14 protein-coding genes are annotated in these 17,508 nt (G+C 60.9%); 3 read left to right on the plus strand and 11 right to left on the minus strand.

Annotated elements, in window-relative coordinates; translation table 11 throughout:
* Positions 1-30 precede the first annotated feature (30 nt).
* The 11 genes from CAG46_RS05570 to tssB form a co-directional block, all read right to left on the minus strand.
* Positions 31-2,016, minus strand: a complete 1,986-nt coding sequence (locus tag CAG46_RS05570; protein ID WP_085614399.1) for a type VI secretion system Vgr family protein — start codon at positions 2,014-2,016, stop codon at positions 31-33.
* 72 nt (positions 2,017-2,088) lie between these two features.
* Complete coding sequence (locus tag CAG46_RS05575) at positions 2,089-2,604, minus strand: Hcp family type VI secretion system effector (protein WP_085614398.1); 516 nt, start codon at positions 2,602-2,604, stop codon at positions 2,089-2,091.
* Positions 2,605-2,738: 134 nt separating this feature from the next.
* On the minus strand, positions 2,739-3,608 hold the full coding sequence (icmH, locus tag CAG46_RS05580) for a type IVB secretion system protein IcmH/DotU (RefSeq protein WP_085614397.1): 870 nt from the start codon (positions 3,606-3,608) through the stop codon (positions 2,739-2,741).
* A 1-nt stretch (position 3,609) separates the two neighbouring features.
* The gene (gene tssK, locus CAG46_RS05585) at positions 3,610-4,947 is read right to left on the minus strand and encodes a type VI secretion system baseplate subunit TssK (protein ID WP_085614396.1); all 1,338 of its coding nucleotides are present in this window, start codon (positions 4,945-4,947) and stop codon (positions 3,610-3,612) included.
* 52 nt (positions 4,948-4,999) lie between these two features.
* The gene (gene tssJ / locus CAG46_RS05590; protein ID WP_085614395.1) at positions 5,000-5,794 is read right to left on the minus strand and encodes a type VI secretion system lipoprotein TssJ; all 795 of its coding nucleotides are present in this window, start codon (positions 5,792-5,794) and stop codon (positions 5,000-5,002) included.
* Positions 5,791-6,348, minus strand: a complete 558-nt coding sequence (locus CAG46_RS05595; RefSeq protein ID WP_085614394.1) for an FHA domain-containing protein — start codon at positions 6,346-6,348, stop codon at positions 5,791-5,793. The genes tssJ and CAG46_RS05595 overlap by 4 nt, the downstream gene beginning before the upstream one ends.
* Positions 6,345-7,361, minus strand: a complete 1,017-nt coding sequence (gene tssG, locus CAG46_RS05600) for a type VI secretion system baseplate subunit TssG (protein WP_085614393.1) — start codon at positions 7,359-7,361, stop codon at positions 6,345-6,347. Before tssG ends, CAG46_RS05595 begins: the two co-directional genes overlap by 4 nt.
* On the minus strand, positions 7,325-9,091 hold the full coding sequence (gene tssF, locus CAG46_RS05605; protein ID WP_085614392.1) for a type VI secretion system baseplate subunit TssF: 1,767 nt from the start codon (positions 9,089-9,091) through the stop codon (positions 7,325-7,327). The genes tssG and tssF overlap by 37 nt, the downstream gene beginning before the upstream one ends.
* Positions 9,092-9,094: 3 nt before the next feature.
* Positions 9,095-9,505 (minus strand): type VI secretion system baseplate subunit TssE, encoded by a 411-nt coding sequence (gene tssE, locus CAG46_RS05610; RefSeq protein WP_025339895.1) that lies wholly within the window; start codon positions 9,503-9,505, stop codon positions 9,095-9,097.
* Complete coding sequence (gene tssC / locus CAG46_RS05615; protein WP_025339894.1) at positions 9,502-10,992, minus strand: type VI secretion system contractile sheath large subunit; 1,491 nt, start codon at positions 10,990-10,992, stop codon at positions 9,502-9,504. The genes tssE and tssC overlap by 4 nt, the downstream gene beginning before the upstream one ends.
* A gap of 17 nt (positions 10,993-11,009) precedes the next feature.
* Positions 11,010-11,513, minus strand: coding sequence for a type VI secretion system contractile sheath small subunit (gene tssB / locus CAG46_RS05620; protein ID WP_025339893.1), 504 nt, complete (start codon positions 11,511-11,513; stop codon positions 11,010-11,012).
* A gap of 298 nt (positions 11,514-11,811) precedes the next feature.
* Between tssB and vasI the strand changes: the two genes are divergently transcribed.
* Genes vasI through tssM form a run of 3 tightly spaced genes read left to right on the plus strand, consistent with a single transcriptional unit; the run spans position 11,812 to position 17,505 of the window.
* A complete protein-coding gene (gene vasI / locus CAG46_RS05625; protein ID WP_178080680.1) occupies positions 11,812-12,444 on the plus strand; it encodes a type VI secretion system-associated protein VasI in 633 nt (210 codons plus the stop codon).
* Positions 12,432-13,922 (plus strand): type VI secretion system protein TssA, encoded by a 1,491-nt coding sequence (tssA, locus tag CAG46_RS05630; RefSeq protein ID WP_085614391.1) that lies wholly within the window; start codon positions 12,432-12,434, stop codon positions 13,920-13,922. Before vasI ends, tssA begins: the two co-directional genes overlap by 13 nt.
* A complete protein-coding gene (gene tssM, locus CAG46_RS05635; protein WP_085614390.1) occupies positions 13,897-17,505 on the plus strand; it encodes a type VI secretion system membrane subunit TssM in 3,609 nt (1,202 codons plus the stop codon). The genes tssA and tssM overlap by 26 nt, the downstream gene beginning before the upstream one ends.
* Positions 17,506-17,508 lie beyond the last annotated feature (3 nt).

Genomic DNA, 17,508 nt, shown 5'->3' on the forward strand with positions numbered 1-17,508 from the left:
AGGTCTTTACGTACGGGCAAGTGCAAGCAGCTACCTGAAATGCCCATCCACATCGGCTTTCAGTGCACTGCTATCGCGTCCATCCGCTGCGGCACCCGCCGCTCCGCCCTCAGGGTTGAGGTCGAGCTTCGCTGCGGGCGTGTTGATCTGTCCGGTCTGTTGCCCGGTGAGGTTGAAGGTCTCGCAGGTGATATTGAGCGTGCCGTTGGCCTGCATCTCGATCAGTGTCTTGCCGCACTTGAGGCGCAGGGTGTTGCCTGCTTCGATCTCGTAGTCGCCGGCGATGAGGTCGTTTTTGCCGCCGCCGACTTTCAGGGTGTCGTTGGCTTTCACCACGCGCAGGCGATTGCGGCCGATGGCAACGGACTCGTCCTGGCCAATGCTCTGGGTCCTATCAACACCGACGGTGAGAGACTGGTTGTTGTTGACCTGGGTGTTCTGGTCCTTCTGGGCATGGATGAACACCTCTTCCTTGCCCAGTTCGTCCTCAAAGCGCAGCTCATTGAAACCATCCCCCTTGTGGGTCTGGCTCTTGATGGTCATGCGGGTCTTGTGGTCGGGCAGGTCGTAGGGCGGGAGCTGATCGCCGCAATAGGTACGCCCGGTAATCATCGGCTGGTCGGGGTCACCGTTGACGTACTGGATGATCACGTCCTGGCCAATGCGCGGGATCGCCATCGCGCCCCAGCTGCCACCGGCCCAGCCTTGCGATACACGCACCCAGCAGGAGCTGAACTCGTTGTTCTGGCTTTCACGGTCCCAGGGAAAGCTGACCTTCACCCGGCCCCACTCATCGCAATAGATCTCTTCTCCCTTCGGGCCGACCACGGTAGCCATGTGCGGGCCATCAACGCGTGGTTTTGATAGTGGGGCAGGGCGCCATTCGGTCCGGCCGGGGACCAGCACGGCGGTCTGCTCGTAGTGCGTGCTTACATCTGCGCCAGCGGCTTCTTCCTGCAGGCTGGTGAATTGTTTGCCTTTGTGGGTAACCGTGTTCACTCGCCAATGCGCGTTGAGGTCGTCACGTGGGTGACCTGTCAGGGTGAAGCTCAGGCCCGGTTGCAGGCGAACATCGTCACCCTTGACCTCGGCAATACGCACATCATGGCGCAGCGCAGTGATGCGGTTTTCAGTGAACGGCTTGCCGACCGCATCGCGTTTGTAACGGCCTGGGTAATCGAAGAATTCGTACTCGTTGGACTGATGCTCCAGGAAGGGCCCGGCAGCTCTGTGTTCCTGGCGGTAGGCCGGGTTGGTAAAGGTGTAGTCGCGCTGAACCTGGCGAGCGGTGCGCACCTGCTCGCTGTAGCGCAAGCGGCGAAGGCACGGCATGGCTTGATCGCCACCGCCGGTGGCTTGGTACAGCACGCTGTCAGGGTCTACAGGCTCGTCGGCATCAAAGAAGCCCTCGTCGTCATCCTCGGCCTTGATGGTCCCATGGCTGATCAACCCGAATGATTGCAGCCGATCTGTAATGATCAGCTTGTGCAGCTTTTCACTGTGCGCAAAGCGGTAGACGAAGCCTTCTTCGGCAGCCAGGCGGGCGATGAACGCCAGGTCCGTCTCACCGGCCTGAACGCAGAACTCGCGGACCTGATGGTCCATGCTGGCGCGCAGTTCGTACTGGTTGATGCCCTGGCGCTGGAGCATCAGCTCGAGAATTTGCGGAACGGTCTTCTGCTGGAAGATGCGCCAGTTCGAGCGTAGGTCGGCCCGGGCCAGCTGGGGCTCGACCAGCGCGTGATAGTAGGTGCGGTAGAAGCCGCTTTCAGCCTGGCTGAATCGGCTGACCAGGCCGTGCACGTAACGCACCGGGCGTTCGCCGTCCCAGATGGTAAAAAGTACGGGCTTGTCGAGCAGGTGGCCGAAGTCGATATCGTTTTCGAAGCTGATGAGTTTCAGCTCCAGCTCGAAGGGCTTGCTGATCCCCTCTCGGAGTTCGAACGACACCACTTCGAATTCAGCTTTTCCAACCAGCGGCTGGAAGCTGTAACGCAAGTCAGATTGGCTAGGCATAAGCAGTCCATCCGCCGTCTGAGAATTCGAAAACCCCTGGCAGAGTGCGCCTGCCAGGGATGCTCAGCCGGGTTAGACGATCGGTTTACGCCAGTCGTCTGAGCCTTCGGTGCCCGCGGTTACATGTGTCCAAGAAATCTTGCGGTACGCCATCGAAACCTCGACCAATTGGGTGAAGTCAGCGTTCTCCTTGTTTTGTGCATGGGGTAAGGTGGTCTGGATGTCCACAATCGTGGCGTCTTCCAGCTTGGTGGTGAAGAAGTGCTCTTGCGTGCCTTCCACCGAGGTGCGATACCACTTGATCTCGACGGTCGTCAGTCTTTCGCCGCTGGACAGGGCCGCGTACATCAAGGGTGTTGCTTTGTTCAGCGAACTGGTGAAGATGAACGGCTTATGTAGCCGCTGACCTGTGGGTTGGCCGCTTTGCGGGTCTTTGGGTACGGTGATCTGGTGCTTGATTTCCTGCACCAGAATCTCGTCTTCATGGCCTTCGACGAACACGTTGCCCACCGATTCGGAAGTGAAGGCGCCTGCGGTGATGTTGCCTTGGGTTTGGCCTTCGATCTTGATGTAAGCGGGTGTTGGCATGGCAGTTTCTCCTGCGTCCATGTGGATATAAACACGCGCACCCAGGGTGGCGTGGCCATCGGGAACGATGGGCTTGTCAACGAAGCAAACGCTTCGCTAATTCGTTGAAATCCGTGGCGACACGCGCCGATCTGTTACTGCTGCAAGATGCCGTTCAGCGACTCCAGCACCTCGGTTGTAATGAGGTGCAGCCGGTAGCTGTAGATGCCGTATGCCACCGCCATGGCGAGGGCGGAAATGACCAACGGACTCCACCACGGCCATTGCCGGTTCATGCGGAAGTTGCTTGGGGCGACGTTGGTGTACGGATCGCAGACGGTCTCCGGCGTAGGGCCGCGCAGTTCTCGGATAATCCCGTGGAGCTGGTGTATCAATGCGTTGAGGGATTCTTCGCCCTTCGGCGCGATGGCGTACTTGCCCTTCAAACCAAGGCACAGCGCGAAGTACATGAACTCCAGCGCGTCCTGATAACGTTTGGGCTCCTGCATGAGGCGCGACAGTACGGTGAAGACTTTCTCTCCACCCCAGGTTTCGTCGTGGAAGATGCTGAGCAGGGGTTCCTGGCTCCAGCAGCTGGTTTTACCCCAAGGCCTGTCCATGACAGCTTCATCGATGAAAAGGCAAAGACCGTATGAGTACGCCAGCAACTGAGCGGGCTCGTAGCCGTGCTGGCGCATCTCTTCCCGCACGTTTTCGATCTGGTTGCGCACCTGCTGGTGCACCTCCTTGATGTTGGGCAGCGCATCCAGTGTGCGCAGGCGTATCACCAGGCCGAACAGCGGCGCGGCTGCATCCAGCATCAGGTTGTCGTAGCCGCCACGTAGCTGGAAGTCTGGGTCTGCCGGGTAGCCTTCATACACCGGCTCTGCCTTCGGCTTTCGCTCAGCGCCATCAGCCGCTGTTGGTGCGGGTGAGTCGTTGGACAATGACGCCTCGAGCATCGCGTGCAGTTGCTCGCTTTCGACCTGTTCGGCATCAGTTGGGGGGCTGTTTTCTTCTTTCATTTCATTCACTCCTGATCGCCCAGAACTGCAGTTCCAGCCCCGGGAACTCCCCCGCGACATGGATACCGAAGCCACTGGATGCCTCCATGCCCGCCCAGGCCGGGGAGCGACGGTCCAGCTCGAAGTAGGTGAAGCCTGCATGGAAGGGCAGATCCCGAGGTGCCACGGGCAGCGGCACCAGTGGAATACCTGGAAGCTGCAGCGGCACTACCTCGTTCAACGACTCCAGCGAGACGACCTTTGCCTTCTGCACGAACATTCGACGCAATGTCTGAGGCGGCATGTGGGCTCGCACAGCCAGAATGAAGTCGGCCTCGTCGATCAGGCGGCGATCCTCCAGCGTGGTTGTCAGCAAGCCGTACTCCAGCGTCTCCAGCGGCAGCGAAACGGCGCGGGGTTGCAGCACCGTGCTCAGTGCCCGGCGTAGCGTGTCCTCCAGCGGCTTGAAGGAGGTGCGCAGCGCGGTATGGTGATAGGCGGGGTATTCCTGCGGCAGCCGGCTCTCGTCGGTAAATGTCACCAACTCGCCACAGGCCTGGCTCATGCACAGGTACAACTGTTCGGGGTGGGTCTGCCCTTGCCTGGCCAGATGCTGGAAGCATGGCCACCAGCGGTTCATGGCCTGCAGCAGGTTGAAGTCGCGAATGTCGGCGATGCCGGACTGCCCTGAGGCGCCAATGCGGGCGGCGAGGTTACGCGCACGTTCGCGCAGGGAGTTGGTGATTTCTTCCAGATACCGTTGCAGCGCGGGTACGGCGCGCACTGAAACGCTGGTGGGATAGAAGCCTTCATCCAGTTGCAGGCTGCCATCGGGGCGCCGTTCCAGAATGCGCGTCACGGCCAGGCGGGTGTAGGCGCTGCTGTCGTCGGCCTTGCGTTTGAGCTGCAGGTTGGGCACCGCCAGGTCGACCTGCACCAGGTCACCGTCGGCGCTGTGCGTGTCCTTGATTTCCAGGGCCTGGGCGCTGTAACGGAAGTTGGCGGGGTTATCGGGCCAGCTCACCTCACGGCCACCTTCGGTGCGCAGCGGTAGGCACAGGTAGATCTCGCTGTCTTTCGCGCCGTCGTCTTCGATTTCCAGCGGTGGCGGTGGTGGCAGGTCTGCAGGGATATCGAACACCGTGCCGTCCGGCATGATGCCCCGTGCACGGGTGATGGCGACCTTGCCCAGGCTCAGATACTCGTCGTTCAACTGCAGCTCGCTGAAGCCATAGAAGGCTGCGTTCAGGCTGCCAAGACGTTGATGCAAAGCCGCTTCGGCGGCACGGGTGGCCTGTTGGAAATGCTGCGGTTTGACGAACAGGCCTTCCGGCCACAGGACAGGGTTACGTGAACTCATGAGCGCTCCATGTCAGCGTGAGTAAGCGAGAAGGGCAGGGTTACAGGCGCCATCAGTCTTCCTCCTTGAGCAGGAGCTGCGTGTCGTTGAGCAACACCGACAGGATGATCTGGTGCCCGCGGGGCGGAATGCGCAGCACCTGGCTCCAGGTGGCGTTTTCCTGGTTCCGGTAGTCGGCGATCACCGCGACGAAGCGCGTTTCGGCCTCGATGGGCGCAAAGGGGATGAACTTGAACTGGCCAGGGCGCAGCAGGTAATCGTCATCGCGTATGTAGGTGCTGCGCAGCGCCTCGGCAGGGTCCTTGTCCAGCAGTTCGTAAACGCTGTTGCGCAAGAGAGAGTCGTCGCGCAGTTGCAGGATCTTCACGGCCATGGGCGTAGCGACGGGCTCGGCGGCCACGGTGGTGGTGCGCGGCAAGGTCAGCACCACGGTCGGGTCGTCGTAGCTGCCCGGGGTACTTTCTTCCATGGGGGAGCGCGCCGGATCCTCGCCATCGTCAACCGGCGAATCGACGGGCGACATGGCCGGGAATTGTTCCTGCAGGTACTCGAACAAGGCCCCGACTTTCTCGGTCAGCACGTAGGGGTCGCCTGCACTCAGGTTGACCGCGTAAGGGCTGGGCTCCACAACCGGCCCGGGCTCGGGCGCCACCTCAAGGCTGTTCGGGTTGCCATTGAGCGTTGGGCTGGCGTTGATGCTGAACGCGACCTGGGTGGGGTGTTCCCCTGGCGGTCCGACGGGCAATGAAGGGTCCATCACCACCTGGCCAATCTTGCTCAGGGAGGTGCAACCCGAGAGCCCGATCAGCGCCGTCAGCAGGCCGGCCACGCATGTTGGACGCATCATGGTCGCTCTCCTGCAATCAGGCGTTCCAGTGGGCTCTGCTGCGCTGGCGCTGCCTCTGTGTCCAGTGCCGCCAAGGGGTCGTTGCCCATGCCTGGTTCGAATGCCGAGCAGATGTCCGCGACTGTCTGGGGGGCGGCTGCAGCGGCATGACAAGCCTCGGGTGGAACATCCAGCAACCAGTGATCAAGGGTTCTCTGTTCAGGGCTGAACAGGTCGTCCAGTGAGCGTGCGTCGGCCTGCGCAAGCTGGGCCTGCAGCCGATAGGCGCCAATGCGCAACTGGTCACCCTCGAGCAGCCGCCTGGCGGTAAGCGACCCCAGGCTGTGGAGGCTGTCGTTCAGGTAGGTACGCTGACAGCGATCGATGACGCAGAAGCTGCCCTCGATCCAGCGGATCTCGCAATGGATCGGTGCAACGGTCTGGTCACGGTCGTTGATCTGCCAGGTGGCCTTCGCGCTGCCGATGGTGCCGCCTGTGCAATCGAACTGATGTCGGGCAGTGACGTTGTGTTGCAACTGATCCAGGTTGGTGATGCTCAAGGTCAAAATGCTCATGAGCGCCCCCGGAACCGCACCACAGGGCTGCCCTGGCCATGACGGTCATCGACGAAGCTGGTCCAGCCCAGGTAGGCACCCAGGCTACGGTGCAGGCAAAAGGGCGGCAGTGCGTTCTGCTTCAGGCGCAGCTCCAGGTCGTAGGCCAGGCCATCACGCAGCAGGAAGTCGATCAATGCCCGTAACCGGCCGAAGTTGATGCCGCTGGGCAGCAGGTCACGCAATTGCGCTGGGTCGAGTTCGCTGATCACGATGGTGAACTTGCTGCTGCGTGTTCGCGTGCGGCTGCCCACCATGAAAGTGCTGCCCAGTTCGCCGTTGCTGCGGCCAAGGCTGACCAGTTGCCTGGCGGCAGTGGGGACCGAGCGGGTTTCGAACTCGCGGATCTGTACCTGCTTCAAGTCGAAGCAGTGGGCGATGATGCCGGCGACCGTGCCCGGCGCACGGCTGCGGCTGGCAATGACGCCGGCGAAACTGAGCAGCCGGCTCCACGGCAGTGCCGTGTCCCCGCGCAACTGTCTGTCATTCAACCCGAGCAGGGCAAAGATGTACTGGGAGAACCCATCGGTAGCTCCCGGCTGAAAGCGGATGTAGTAGCGATATTTACGCCAGATGCGATGCAGCAGGCTGAGCAGGTAGTGGTTGAAGAAATCGAAGAACGCCGGCCGCACACCGATGCCCTGTGCATGCTCGTATGCCACCTGCTCCAGGTAATAGGTGGGCAGCGGCGAGTCGGTGCCATGCAAACCCATGAAGGTGGTGCACACGCGGTAGCGGTCAGCTTCCCCGGGCATGCGTTCGACCTTGGATATGTCGGAAACCGGGAAGCTCAGCCGCGGGTCACTGGCAAGCCGCACCCTCAGCCGGGTGGCCTGATCTGGCCAGCGTGGTTCCAGGTCATCCCCGTGCAAGCCGTGCAGGCGTTCCAGCAACTGGAAGAAGTTGTACTGGTGCGCCTCGGCGAACAGCTTGTCGGCTAGATCAGCGGTTGTTTGCCGGTCTGGATTGGCCATGTGTAGTGCTCGTTGTTGGTGGTGTTGATCACTTCCAGTTGGTGGAAGGAATTGATGCTGGCGTACAGGGCGAAGAAGTGCGCGAGCACGCAACCGAACAGGTACAGGTCGCCTTCGCAGAGGAATGCGCTTTGATCCAGCTTCAGGCGCGTACGCAAGCCACGAATGGGCTGGCCCTTGATCAGCCAGTCCAGCGGTTCTGTTTGCACATCACGGATGCCATCGAGGCGTTTGCGGGTGGTGCGTGTCTGCTGGATGTCGTGCAAGGCCGCGAAGTCGTAAGCGCGGATGACCGCTTTCAGCGGCTCGGCCGAGAGCAGCGACAGGTAGTTGAGCGACATGTTGGAGATCAGGGCCCACTGCAACTGGCCATCCAGCACCGGCCGGTAGGGGCGGGTGGGGGCGCGGATGTTGGTATAGGTGGCCAGGGGCGGCGTGATCTCGGTGAGCACGTTGATGTCATCGATGCCCAACGCCAGCGGCAGGTCGCGGTTGGTGCAGGTCAGGTCGATGGACGCTGTTTCCAGTTCGCCGATGTAGGCGTTGGCATCGGCGCGTACGAAAGCGATGCGATGGGTGACGCCATCGCCGCGCAGGGAGTCCTCGAGTGTGTAGCGGTAGTACAACGCCGTGCGCCCTTGCACATGTTCGATCTCATGGGCGAACGACTCGAAGGGACGGAAGGTTCTCAGGTGCTCGCCGGTACTTCCGTCAGTCGTGGTGCGGGTGCTGATGACCCGATCGACACTGAAGATTTCATAGGCGTGCCGCTCCTTGCCTCTGGGCACAAGCTCGACCTGGGCGGGCCGGTTGGACAGGTCGATGGGCTCGGCGCTGTGGCTGAGCAGGTTCACTGCCGGGGTGCAGAACAGGCTGAAGTCTGCTTTGCCGACACGCAGCGAATCCGGTAACTGTCGGGTGAAGTGAAACTCGAGGTCGACTCGCTGAGTCGCTTGATCAGGCCAGATTTTCTCCAGGCCGGTGATGCTTACGAAGTGGAAACGCTCGGGAAATACGAAGTACTCCTGCAGGATCCGGTAACCGTCAAAGACGTTCTGTGGGTAAGGCAGCAGCGCTTCGTCCGGGCTGAAGCCTGGGAACACGATGCTGCTGGCCGGCAGCCGGCGTACCCCACCATTGACTGTCACGCAGACATGCTTGAGGTATTGAGCGATCCACAGGTACAGCGTGCGGGCAGTTTGGGTGTCACCGCTCAGGTGAAAGTCGAGGCTGGCGCAGCCCAGGGTGTTCAGCGGCCGCTCGACCAAGGTTTGCAGGCCGATGCGAACCACCGAACTGTCGAGTGTCTGGGTTGCATTCACCGACTCGATCTCGAACGGGTGAATGTCCACCGCCGTGCAGGTGCGGAACTCGCAGGGCACCCCATCCACGGGGCTGGAGAACAACCGCGAGCCTTTGGCGATGGGTTGCGACTGGCTGAGCGCTTGCTTGCGCGGCGTGAACTGGATGATCGTGGCGCTCGGCAGGGGCCGCAGGTAGTTGGGCCACAGCAACTGCAGCATGGGGTGCGTCAGCTCGGGCAGGTCGTCCTCCAGCTTGAGCCGCAGTTTGGCCGTGAGGAATGCAAAGGCTTCCATCAGGCGTTCGACATCCGGGTCGCTGCCACCCTTGCCGAGCAGGCGGGCGAGTTGTGGGTTGTCCTGGGCGAAGTCGTTCCCCAGTTCATGGAGGTAACGCAACTCTTCGCTGAATCGGTCCTTGAGTGACATAGGTCACCTCACTCGGGTGTGGCGGTTATGGCCATTGACCAGCAGCTCCAGTTGCAGCTGCTCCGTGTGGTTGTTGACCTGCACGTGGCAGTCCAGCCTGAAATGCAGTTCCAGCGGGGCATGGCAATCGGGGACGGCCTTGAGCGCGCGCACGTGCACACGCGGCTCAAAGCGCTGAATGGTGCGGCGGATGTCCGCGCTCACCTGTTTCAGCAGGTCGCCACTGCTTGCGTCGTGCCCGTTGAAGTCACTCAGGCCCAGCTCAGGGCTGCTTTGCGAGCAACCCTGGCGAGCATTGAGCAGCGTTTCCAGGTGGCGCTTGATGGCGGCGAACTTCTGGGTAGCGTTCTCTTGCCTGGAGGGCACCCGGCTTGCGAGTTGATCCGTCACCAAACGGTCGAAAAATCCACTCATTGGGTATCAAGCCGACCGACCAGGGAGATCTCGAAATTCGCCCCCATGTACTTGAAGTGCGGGCGCACGGCGAGCGAGACCTGATACCAGCCCGGGTCACCGGCAACGTCCGACACCTCGACCCTTGCAGCACGCAATGGGCGACGGCTGCGCACATCGGCTGACGGGTTCTCCTGGTCGGCGACGTACTGCCTGATCCATTTGTTCAGTTCGGACTCAAGGTCCTTGCGCTCTTTCCAGCTACCGATCTGCTCGCGCTGCAGCACCTTGATGTAGTGGGCCAGCCGGTTGACGATGAACAGGTAGGGCAGCTGGGTGCCGAGCTTGTAGTTGGTTTGCGCTTGCAGGCCTTCCGGGGTCTTGGGAAAGTTCTTCGGCTTCTGTACCGAGTTGGCCGAGAAGAACGCGGCGTTGTCGCTGTCCTTGCGCATGGTCAGGGCGATGAAGCCCTCTTCGGCCAGCTCGAACTCCTTGCGGTCGGAGATCAGGACTTCGGTCGGAATCTTGGCCTGCAGCTGACCCAGTGACTCGTACAGGTGCACCGGCAGGTCCTCGACGGCACCACCCGACTGCGGGCCGATGATGTTCGGGCACCAGCGGTAGCGGGCAAAGCTGTCATTGATGCAGCTGGCCAGCAGGAAGGCGGAGTTGCCCCACAGATAGTTGTCGTGCCGCCCGGCGATGTCCTCGTCGTAGGTGAAGCTCTGGACCGGGTTTTCTTGCGGGTGATAGGCAGAGCGGAGCATGAATCGCGGCCCGGTCAGCCCGGTATGACGGGCATCCTCGCTCTCACGGAACGCACGCCACTTGGCATGCCGGGGGCCGGCGAAAATGTCCTTGATCTCCTTCAGATTGGGCAGCTCTTCAAAGCTGCTCAGGTTGAAGAACTCAGGAGAGGGCGCTGCGAGAAAAGGGGCGTGTGCCATGGCACCGACCGAGGCCATGTAACTCAGCAGCTTTATATCGGGAGAAGAGGGGCCGAAGCTGTAGTTGCCAACCATCGCAGCAACGGGTTCACCACCAAATTGGCCATAACCTGCGGTGTAAACATGCTTGTAGATGCCGCTGCAAGTGATATCGGCGGCATTCTCGAAGTCATCGAGCAAGTCATCTTTGCTGACATGCAAGACTTCGAGCTTGATGTTCTCGCGGAAGTCGGTTCGGTCGACCAAAAGTTTGAGGCTGCGCCACGCGGATTCAAGTTGCTGGAACTCGGGCTGATGCAGGATTGCATCCATCTGCCTGCTGAGCACCCGATCCAGCTCAGCGATCATCTGGTCGACGCGATGTTTGTTGATAAGTTGATCAGGGTCATGGCTTTTAAGGATTTCGGCGATAAAAGCAGATACACCCTGGCGAGCGACTTGATAGCCCTCTTGAGTAGGTACCAACTTGGTTTCTGCCATGATCTGGTCGAGCAGGGTGGCGTTGCTCAGTGTTTCGGTTGTTGTTTCAACCGCGACGGTCGTGCTGTTTTGCTTTGGCATGGGGACGCTCCGTTGTCTCAGTCTTCTTTTGGCGCCTCGAGCACCAGGTCAAGTTCTTCTGCCAGTTGTTTGCGTGCCTGTTCGTTGTTCAGCAGGTGCTGCAGTTGCTTGCGGAACGTGGGCACGTTGCCCAGTGGGCCTTTCAGTGCGACCAATGCCTCGCGAAGCTCCAGCAGCTTGTTCAGCTCCGGTACCTGGCGGGCGATGCTGTCTGGCCCGAAATCGTTGATGGACTTGAACTGCAGGTTGACCGCCAGCTCTGCGTCGGGGGCAGTGCTGAGCATGGATGGCACGGACATGGCGAGGCTGACATCGGCGTCGTTCAACACATTGTTGAAACTGTGTTTGTCGATTCGCATGATCGAACGGTCTTCCAGTGCGCGGGCATCATCCAGGCCGAAATCGCCTAGGACCAACATCTTGTGCGGCAGCTCTACCTCGGCTTGTTCGCCGTCGGTGGCCGGTACGTACTTGATGTTTATGCGTTCTTTGGGTGCAACGGAGCCTGAGCTTTTACTCATGAGTTTCAGCCTTCGTGAAGTTTTAATATATGTAGGAAGCGTCCTACAAAGTTATGTTTAAATTAAACGTAATTGGCTTCTCGCTATGTGCGTGTAAAAAACCATGCACCGAAAAAATATTGTGCGTCGAGCGTGAAAGTGTAAGGAAATATTTGGTTGTGAATATTGTTTTGTCTGTACTAGCCTTTGTTTCGTTTCGATGCTCCACTATCCAGTAATTGTATTTGATGACTACTGTTGAAGCGTGACTGGCCAGTCGGGTAGCGCTGTTGCCGTATTTGATGAGTGAGTGAAACCAATGATTGTCCGCTATGCATATGGCGTTGGGCTTTCGATGTTGCTCTCCCTGGCGCCAAGTTTGGCGAGCCAGACCAGGGACTGCCCGCAGATAGTCTCCAACGTCGAACGTCTGGCTTGTTTCGACCAGGCCGCTGGCACCCCGGCGCATGTGACGAAACTGCAATGGTCCGCGCCGGAGCAGGATTCGCCCACGCTGCGCCGTGTGATGACCCATGAGGCGGGGCGGTCGCCGGAAGAGCTGACGTTTCGCCTCGAAAAAGGGGATGACGGGCTGATGATCTCGGCGCCCGCAATCGCTTCGGTCGCACCGTACCCCTACCTGGTGATCAGTTGTGTGCAGAACATTTCCAGGTTGCAACTGGTTACCGCACAACCCATCGATGCCGGCCGGGTGATGGTGCGATTGCAGGGGGAGCGTGGCTCCACTCTCGCTACCCCCTGGCAGGTGACGGAGAACGGCCAGGTGCTTGACGCTGGCAGAGGCTTGCCGGGCATCGAGCAGATCAAGCCACTGATCGGGGCCCATCGCATTCAGGTCGAGAGCGACAGCCCAGCCGTTGATGGGCTGGTTTTCGACGCTCAGGGGCTGGACCCACTCATCGATGAGGCGCGCAAGGCATGTCGCTGGTAGCAGAGGTCACCGCACAGGAAATTGCCCGGTTGCTTGCGCCCATCGACGCGCAGAACCCTGCCGGCCTGTTTGATGTGGAGAACGAAACCTACCAGGCCATCGACCAGGAAATGGTCAAGCTGGGTGGGTTGCAGGAGCCTTCCATCGACTGGGCGTATATCGAAGAAGCGTCCCGCCAGTACCTGGGCCAAGAGTGCAAGCACCTGCGCATCGCCGCCCACCTGGGTGTCGCTTGGCTGCGCAGCCAATGCTGGGAGCGCTGGGGTTTTACCCTCGCACTGCTGGCCGGCATGGTCGAAGCCTATTGGGAAAGCGCATACCCGAAACCGGGCCCCAAAGGGTTCCTCGGCAAGCGCAAGCTGGTTGGCCTGATGCTCAACCGTTTGCTCGTGGCGTTGCCGCGCCTGGACCGTTTCACGTTCAGCCCCGCGCTCGCCGCGGCGGCTCAGGGCGCGTTGCAACGCCTGCAACAGCAGCGGGAAGCAGCGCAGCTCGATGAAGCGGCCCTTGGCGAACTGGAGCGCCTGCTACGCAAGCACACGGAACTTTCAAACGGCCTTGCCGAGCCCACCACGGACAAGCCCCCTGCAAAGGGCATCAAGGCTGCGCCACTGGCCGAGGTCATCGCCACGCCGATGCCCCGTGTGTCGTTGGGCAACGAGCGGGAATCACGAAGGGCCATGCTGACCATGGCCGAGCTGATCAATCAACAGGACCCTTACGATCCTGCTGGCTACCAATTGCGTCGGTTCGGCTTGTGGGCGCACATCCAGACGCCGCCTCAAACCAGGCAGGGCAACCGCACGGAGCTGATGGCGGTGCCGCAGGACATTGCCGGGGACTATGAAGATGCCATTGCCGCTACTGCAATCGACGCGGCCCTGCTGCAGCGGATCGAAAAGAGCGTGACGGCTTGCCCCTACTGGATTCGCGGCAGCTTTCTGGCAGCGAGCGCTGCCACGCGGCTGGCGATGGGCGAGGTGGCTGAGGCCATTCGCGCTACGACCGCGCGGTTCGTGCAGCGCATGCCCGCGCTGCAGCAGTTGTGCTTCAGCGACGGCAAGGTATTTGTCGATGACCAATGTCTGGCGTGGCTCAGGGGGGCGCAAGGGCAATCCGATTCGGACGCGGCCTCTCAGGAATTCGCCACGTTGCGAGAGGAGCTGGCCTGCCAACTGGAAACCAGCGGCGTGGAAGCGGTGTTGCTCAGGCTGCAGGGCATGCAGGCGGACTTCCGCAGCCTGCGTGAGCGCTGCCATACCACGGTGATCGCGGCTGATCTGCTGGCTGCTCGGGGCGTGTCCTGGTTGGCCCAGGACTTGTGCGCAGGCGTTGCCCGAACGATGCAGGAAACCACCGCCAGCGCCTGGGAACCTGAGGTGTTTCAACGCCTTCAGCAGTACGCGTGCACGGTCCATCACGGGCTGATTGGAACAAGGAACGGGAGTCAGGATGAATCAACTGTGGAAGCATCTTAAACGTTGGGGCTTGCCCCTGCTGGCCCGCATCGGCCTGGCCATGCCGCTGCTGCTCGGGCTAGGTGCCGCATTGATGCTGGTTGCAATCTGGTGGCTCGGCCCGCAATGGGTCTGGCGCGAGCAGCAGCCGCTGGCTAGCGTGGCGCATCGCGGCTTGGCCAGCCTTGCGCTTGTATTGGTGCCGCTACTCTGCTGGCTTGTGGTGCTGCGCAGGCGTTTTCGCCGTTTGCAGGGCGAACGCAAGCAGGCGGTGGACGCTGAACTGGACAACGTGTTGCCTTTCGTCCAGGCACAAGAGAAAGCCTTGGACCAAGGGCTGGCACGCTATCTGGACAATGCGGGTGGCAGGCGTGCCTTGTACCGACTGCCGTGGTACCTGGTGGTGGGCGACCAACAGGCCGGCAAGACCAGCTTCATCGACCGTACCGAACAGAGTTTTTCCCTGACCCGCATCGACAAGGCACAAGCGCGAGGTAGGCAAGCGCAGGTACTGGCTTATCCGATAGGCTGGTGGGTCAGCAACGATGCGGTGATCATCGACCCGCCGGGCGCTTTCGTCCGTCAGGAATCGTTGGCAGGGTCATCAGCCGAGGAGTCGGACACGTCGAAAGCACCACCCGCCACCTCGGCCAGGTTGTGGGAACACATGCTGGGCTGGCTGGTGCGTAACCGAAGCCAGAGAGCACTAAACGGCTTGCTGTTGGTCGTTGACCTGCCTGCGCTATTGCATGGCACGCCTGAGCAACGTGTCGCCTTGGCACATGTGCTACGCACGCGGCTGTATGAAGTGAGCAGTCAGTCGGGCTCGCGCCTGCCGCTGTATGTGGTACTGGCCAAATTCGATCTGCTGGACGGTTTCGACCAGCTGTACGCTGGGCTTCCCGCCGCCATGCGGGAAACCATGCTGGGCTTCACCTTCAAGCTGGATGCGGCCGGCACGTTCGATGCCTGGCTGGATGAATATGGCGATCATTACGATCGGTTGATCAGGCGATTGTTTGAACAGGTAGTGGACCGGCTCGATGTATTGGGCGGTGCGCCATTGCGAGTTCGCTTGTTCTCGTTGCATGCCCAGTTCATCGGGCTGCGTCCGATACTGTTGGCCTTCCTGAAAGAAACCCTCGCAAGTGACCGCTTCACCACGCCTGCCTTGGTACGCGGCGTGTACTGGTCTTCGGTCTTGCAGCAGGGCGACATGCTCAATGCGTTCGTGCGTGAGGCGGCACAGCCGTACAAGACCGAGTTTCCGCTGCGTGAAGGCAAGGCGCAGGGGCAGGCGCTGGTCTACTTCATTCAGCACGCCTTCCGGCGGGTCATCTACCAGGAGGCCGGCCTTGCCGGGGACAACATCAAGGTAGCGCGCAGCAAACGTCGGTTGCTCTGGGTGGGTTCTGCAGTAGGCGTGCTGGCCTTCAGTGTCGCCATCGCCAGTTGGCAACGCTACTTTGACATCAATGGCGCCAAGGCCGCCAATGTGCTCGCCAAGAGCAGAGAGTACAGTCATCACGAAGTGGACCAGCGTCTGGACCCCACCGGGCGCAACCTGCTGGAGCCGCTGGACCAGATACGCGATGCCGTGTCGGTGTTTGGCAACTATCGTGCCGCGTGGCCGGGTGTTTCCGACCTTGGCTTGTATCAGGGGCGCGCCATTGGCCCTCGCGTCGACGAGGCCTACCTGAGCCTGCTGTCCAGGCGCTTCCTGCCAGCCTTGGCCAGCGGTGTGATCGATGCCATGGACGCCGCGCCGCCGGGCAGCGAACAGCAGATGGCTGCGCTTCGGGTTTATCGAATGCTGGAGGACCGCCAGAGCCGCCGCCCCGAATGGGTCGAGGACTGGATGGCCCGCCAGTGGCAACTGAAGTTCCCCGGGCAGGGGCAATTGCAACGCGACCTCATGCGGCACTTGAAGTATGCCTTGGCCTATGCCGATACCGAACTTCCGCAGTACAGCCAGCGTATGGCACAGGTGCAGCAGGTGCTGCGCAAGGTACCACTGCCAGAGCGGGTCTACGCGAGCCTGAAACAGCAGGCTGGCGAGCAGTTGAATGCCGGCCTGGACCTGCGTCATCAGGTGGGGCCAGCGTTCGATGTGGTGTATCAGTCCTCTCCCGGCTTCAGGCAGGGGGAGGGTGTCCTGATAGCGCCAATGCTCACCGCCAAGGGCTTCAAAGAGTACTTCGAACCACGTAGCCAGCGGTTTGCAGAGATGGCGATGATCGACCAGTGGGCACTGGGCGAGCGCGATCAGCTCGATTACTCGGATGCCGACCGGGAGGCGCTGGGCGAGCGGCTACGTAACCTGTACAGCGCCGACTTCATTGACAGTTGGCGCCGTGCCTTGAACGCTTTCTCGGTGGCCGACTTCCGCGACCTGGATCATGGTGTCGCGATCCTGCAGCAGTTGACCGGGCCAGCAGCACCCCTGCATCGGTTGCTGGACACAGTGAGGGACAACACTTCGCTTTCATCAGCCGTTGTCGCTGAGGCTGCCGGGGAGGTCGAAGCGTTGCAGCCGACAAGTGGCAGGCCTGATCAACAACAGGCCTGGGCCATTCAGCGGGCCTTTGCCGGGCTGAGTGCCATGCTGCAGGCAACCGGTGAGAAACCCAGCTACTACGATGAGACTCTTGGTGCTATCGCGGCCGTGCACGACTATGCCAAGGCGGTGCAGGACAGCCCCGACCGAGGCAAGGCCGCGCTGCAGGCCGTGCATCAGCGATTCTCGATGACAGGGCAAGACCCCATCGGCACCCTGCAGCGGGTGGCCACCGGCTTACCGGAACCGATCAACCACCAGGTCAGAAAAATGGCCGATCAAACAGCACAAGTGCTGAATGTCGAAGCCCTGCGCGAATTGGAGCGACGCTGGGACGCCGAGGTGTACAGCTTCTTCCAGCAGCGCCTGGCAGGGCGCTACCCCTTCGTCGTGAAAGCTCCCGACGCTTCGCTGGACGACTTTGAAGCCTTCTTCGGGCCGAAGGGGCGGCTGCAGCAGTTCCATGATCAATACCTGAAGGTCTTCCTGAGGGATAACCTCGAAGCCCTGCAGGCCGGCCAGCAGGGGCAGTCGCTGATCCGCAGTGATGTGCTCGAACAGCTGGAGCGGGCAGATCGTATCCGTGAGACCTTCTTCGATCAGCGCGGCAACCTCAGTGTGCAGTTCAGCATCGAGCCGTTGGGCCTGAGTGCCAACCAGCGTACAAGCTTGCTGGACCTGGACGGTCAATTGATTCCCTACACCCATGGCCCGAGCCAGATCACCGGTATCGTCTGGCCCAATACCTTGGGGCAGCAGGTGCGCAGTAACCTGACCTTGCTCCGGCAGAACGGGAACAGCAGCAGCCTTGAGTACCGTGGCCCCTGGTCGATGTTCCGCTTGCTCAGCCGTGGCTCGCTCAATGGGCGCACGGCGACCAGCGTGGACCTGAGCTTCAGGGCCGGCGATGGTGTGATGCGCTACAGGCTTAACGCGCAGAAAGCCTACAACCCTATAACGCAGGAGCCTTTCAAAGGTTTCCAGTTGCCACGAGGGTTGTTGCAGAAGTCGCCCAAGCTGGGGCCGACCACGCAGGCCGGCTTGTGAGGT

The organism is Pseudomonas sp. B23(2017) (assembly GCF_002113725.1).
Taxonomy (GTDB): Bacteria; Pseudomonadota; Gammaproteobacteria; order Pseudomonadales; family Pseudomonadaceae; genus Aquipseudomonas; species Aquipseudomonas putida_Z.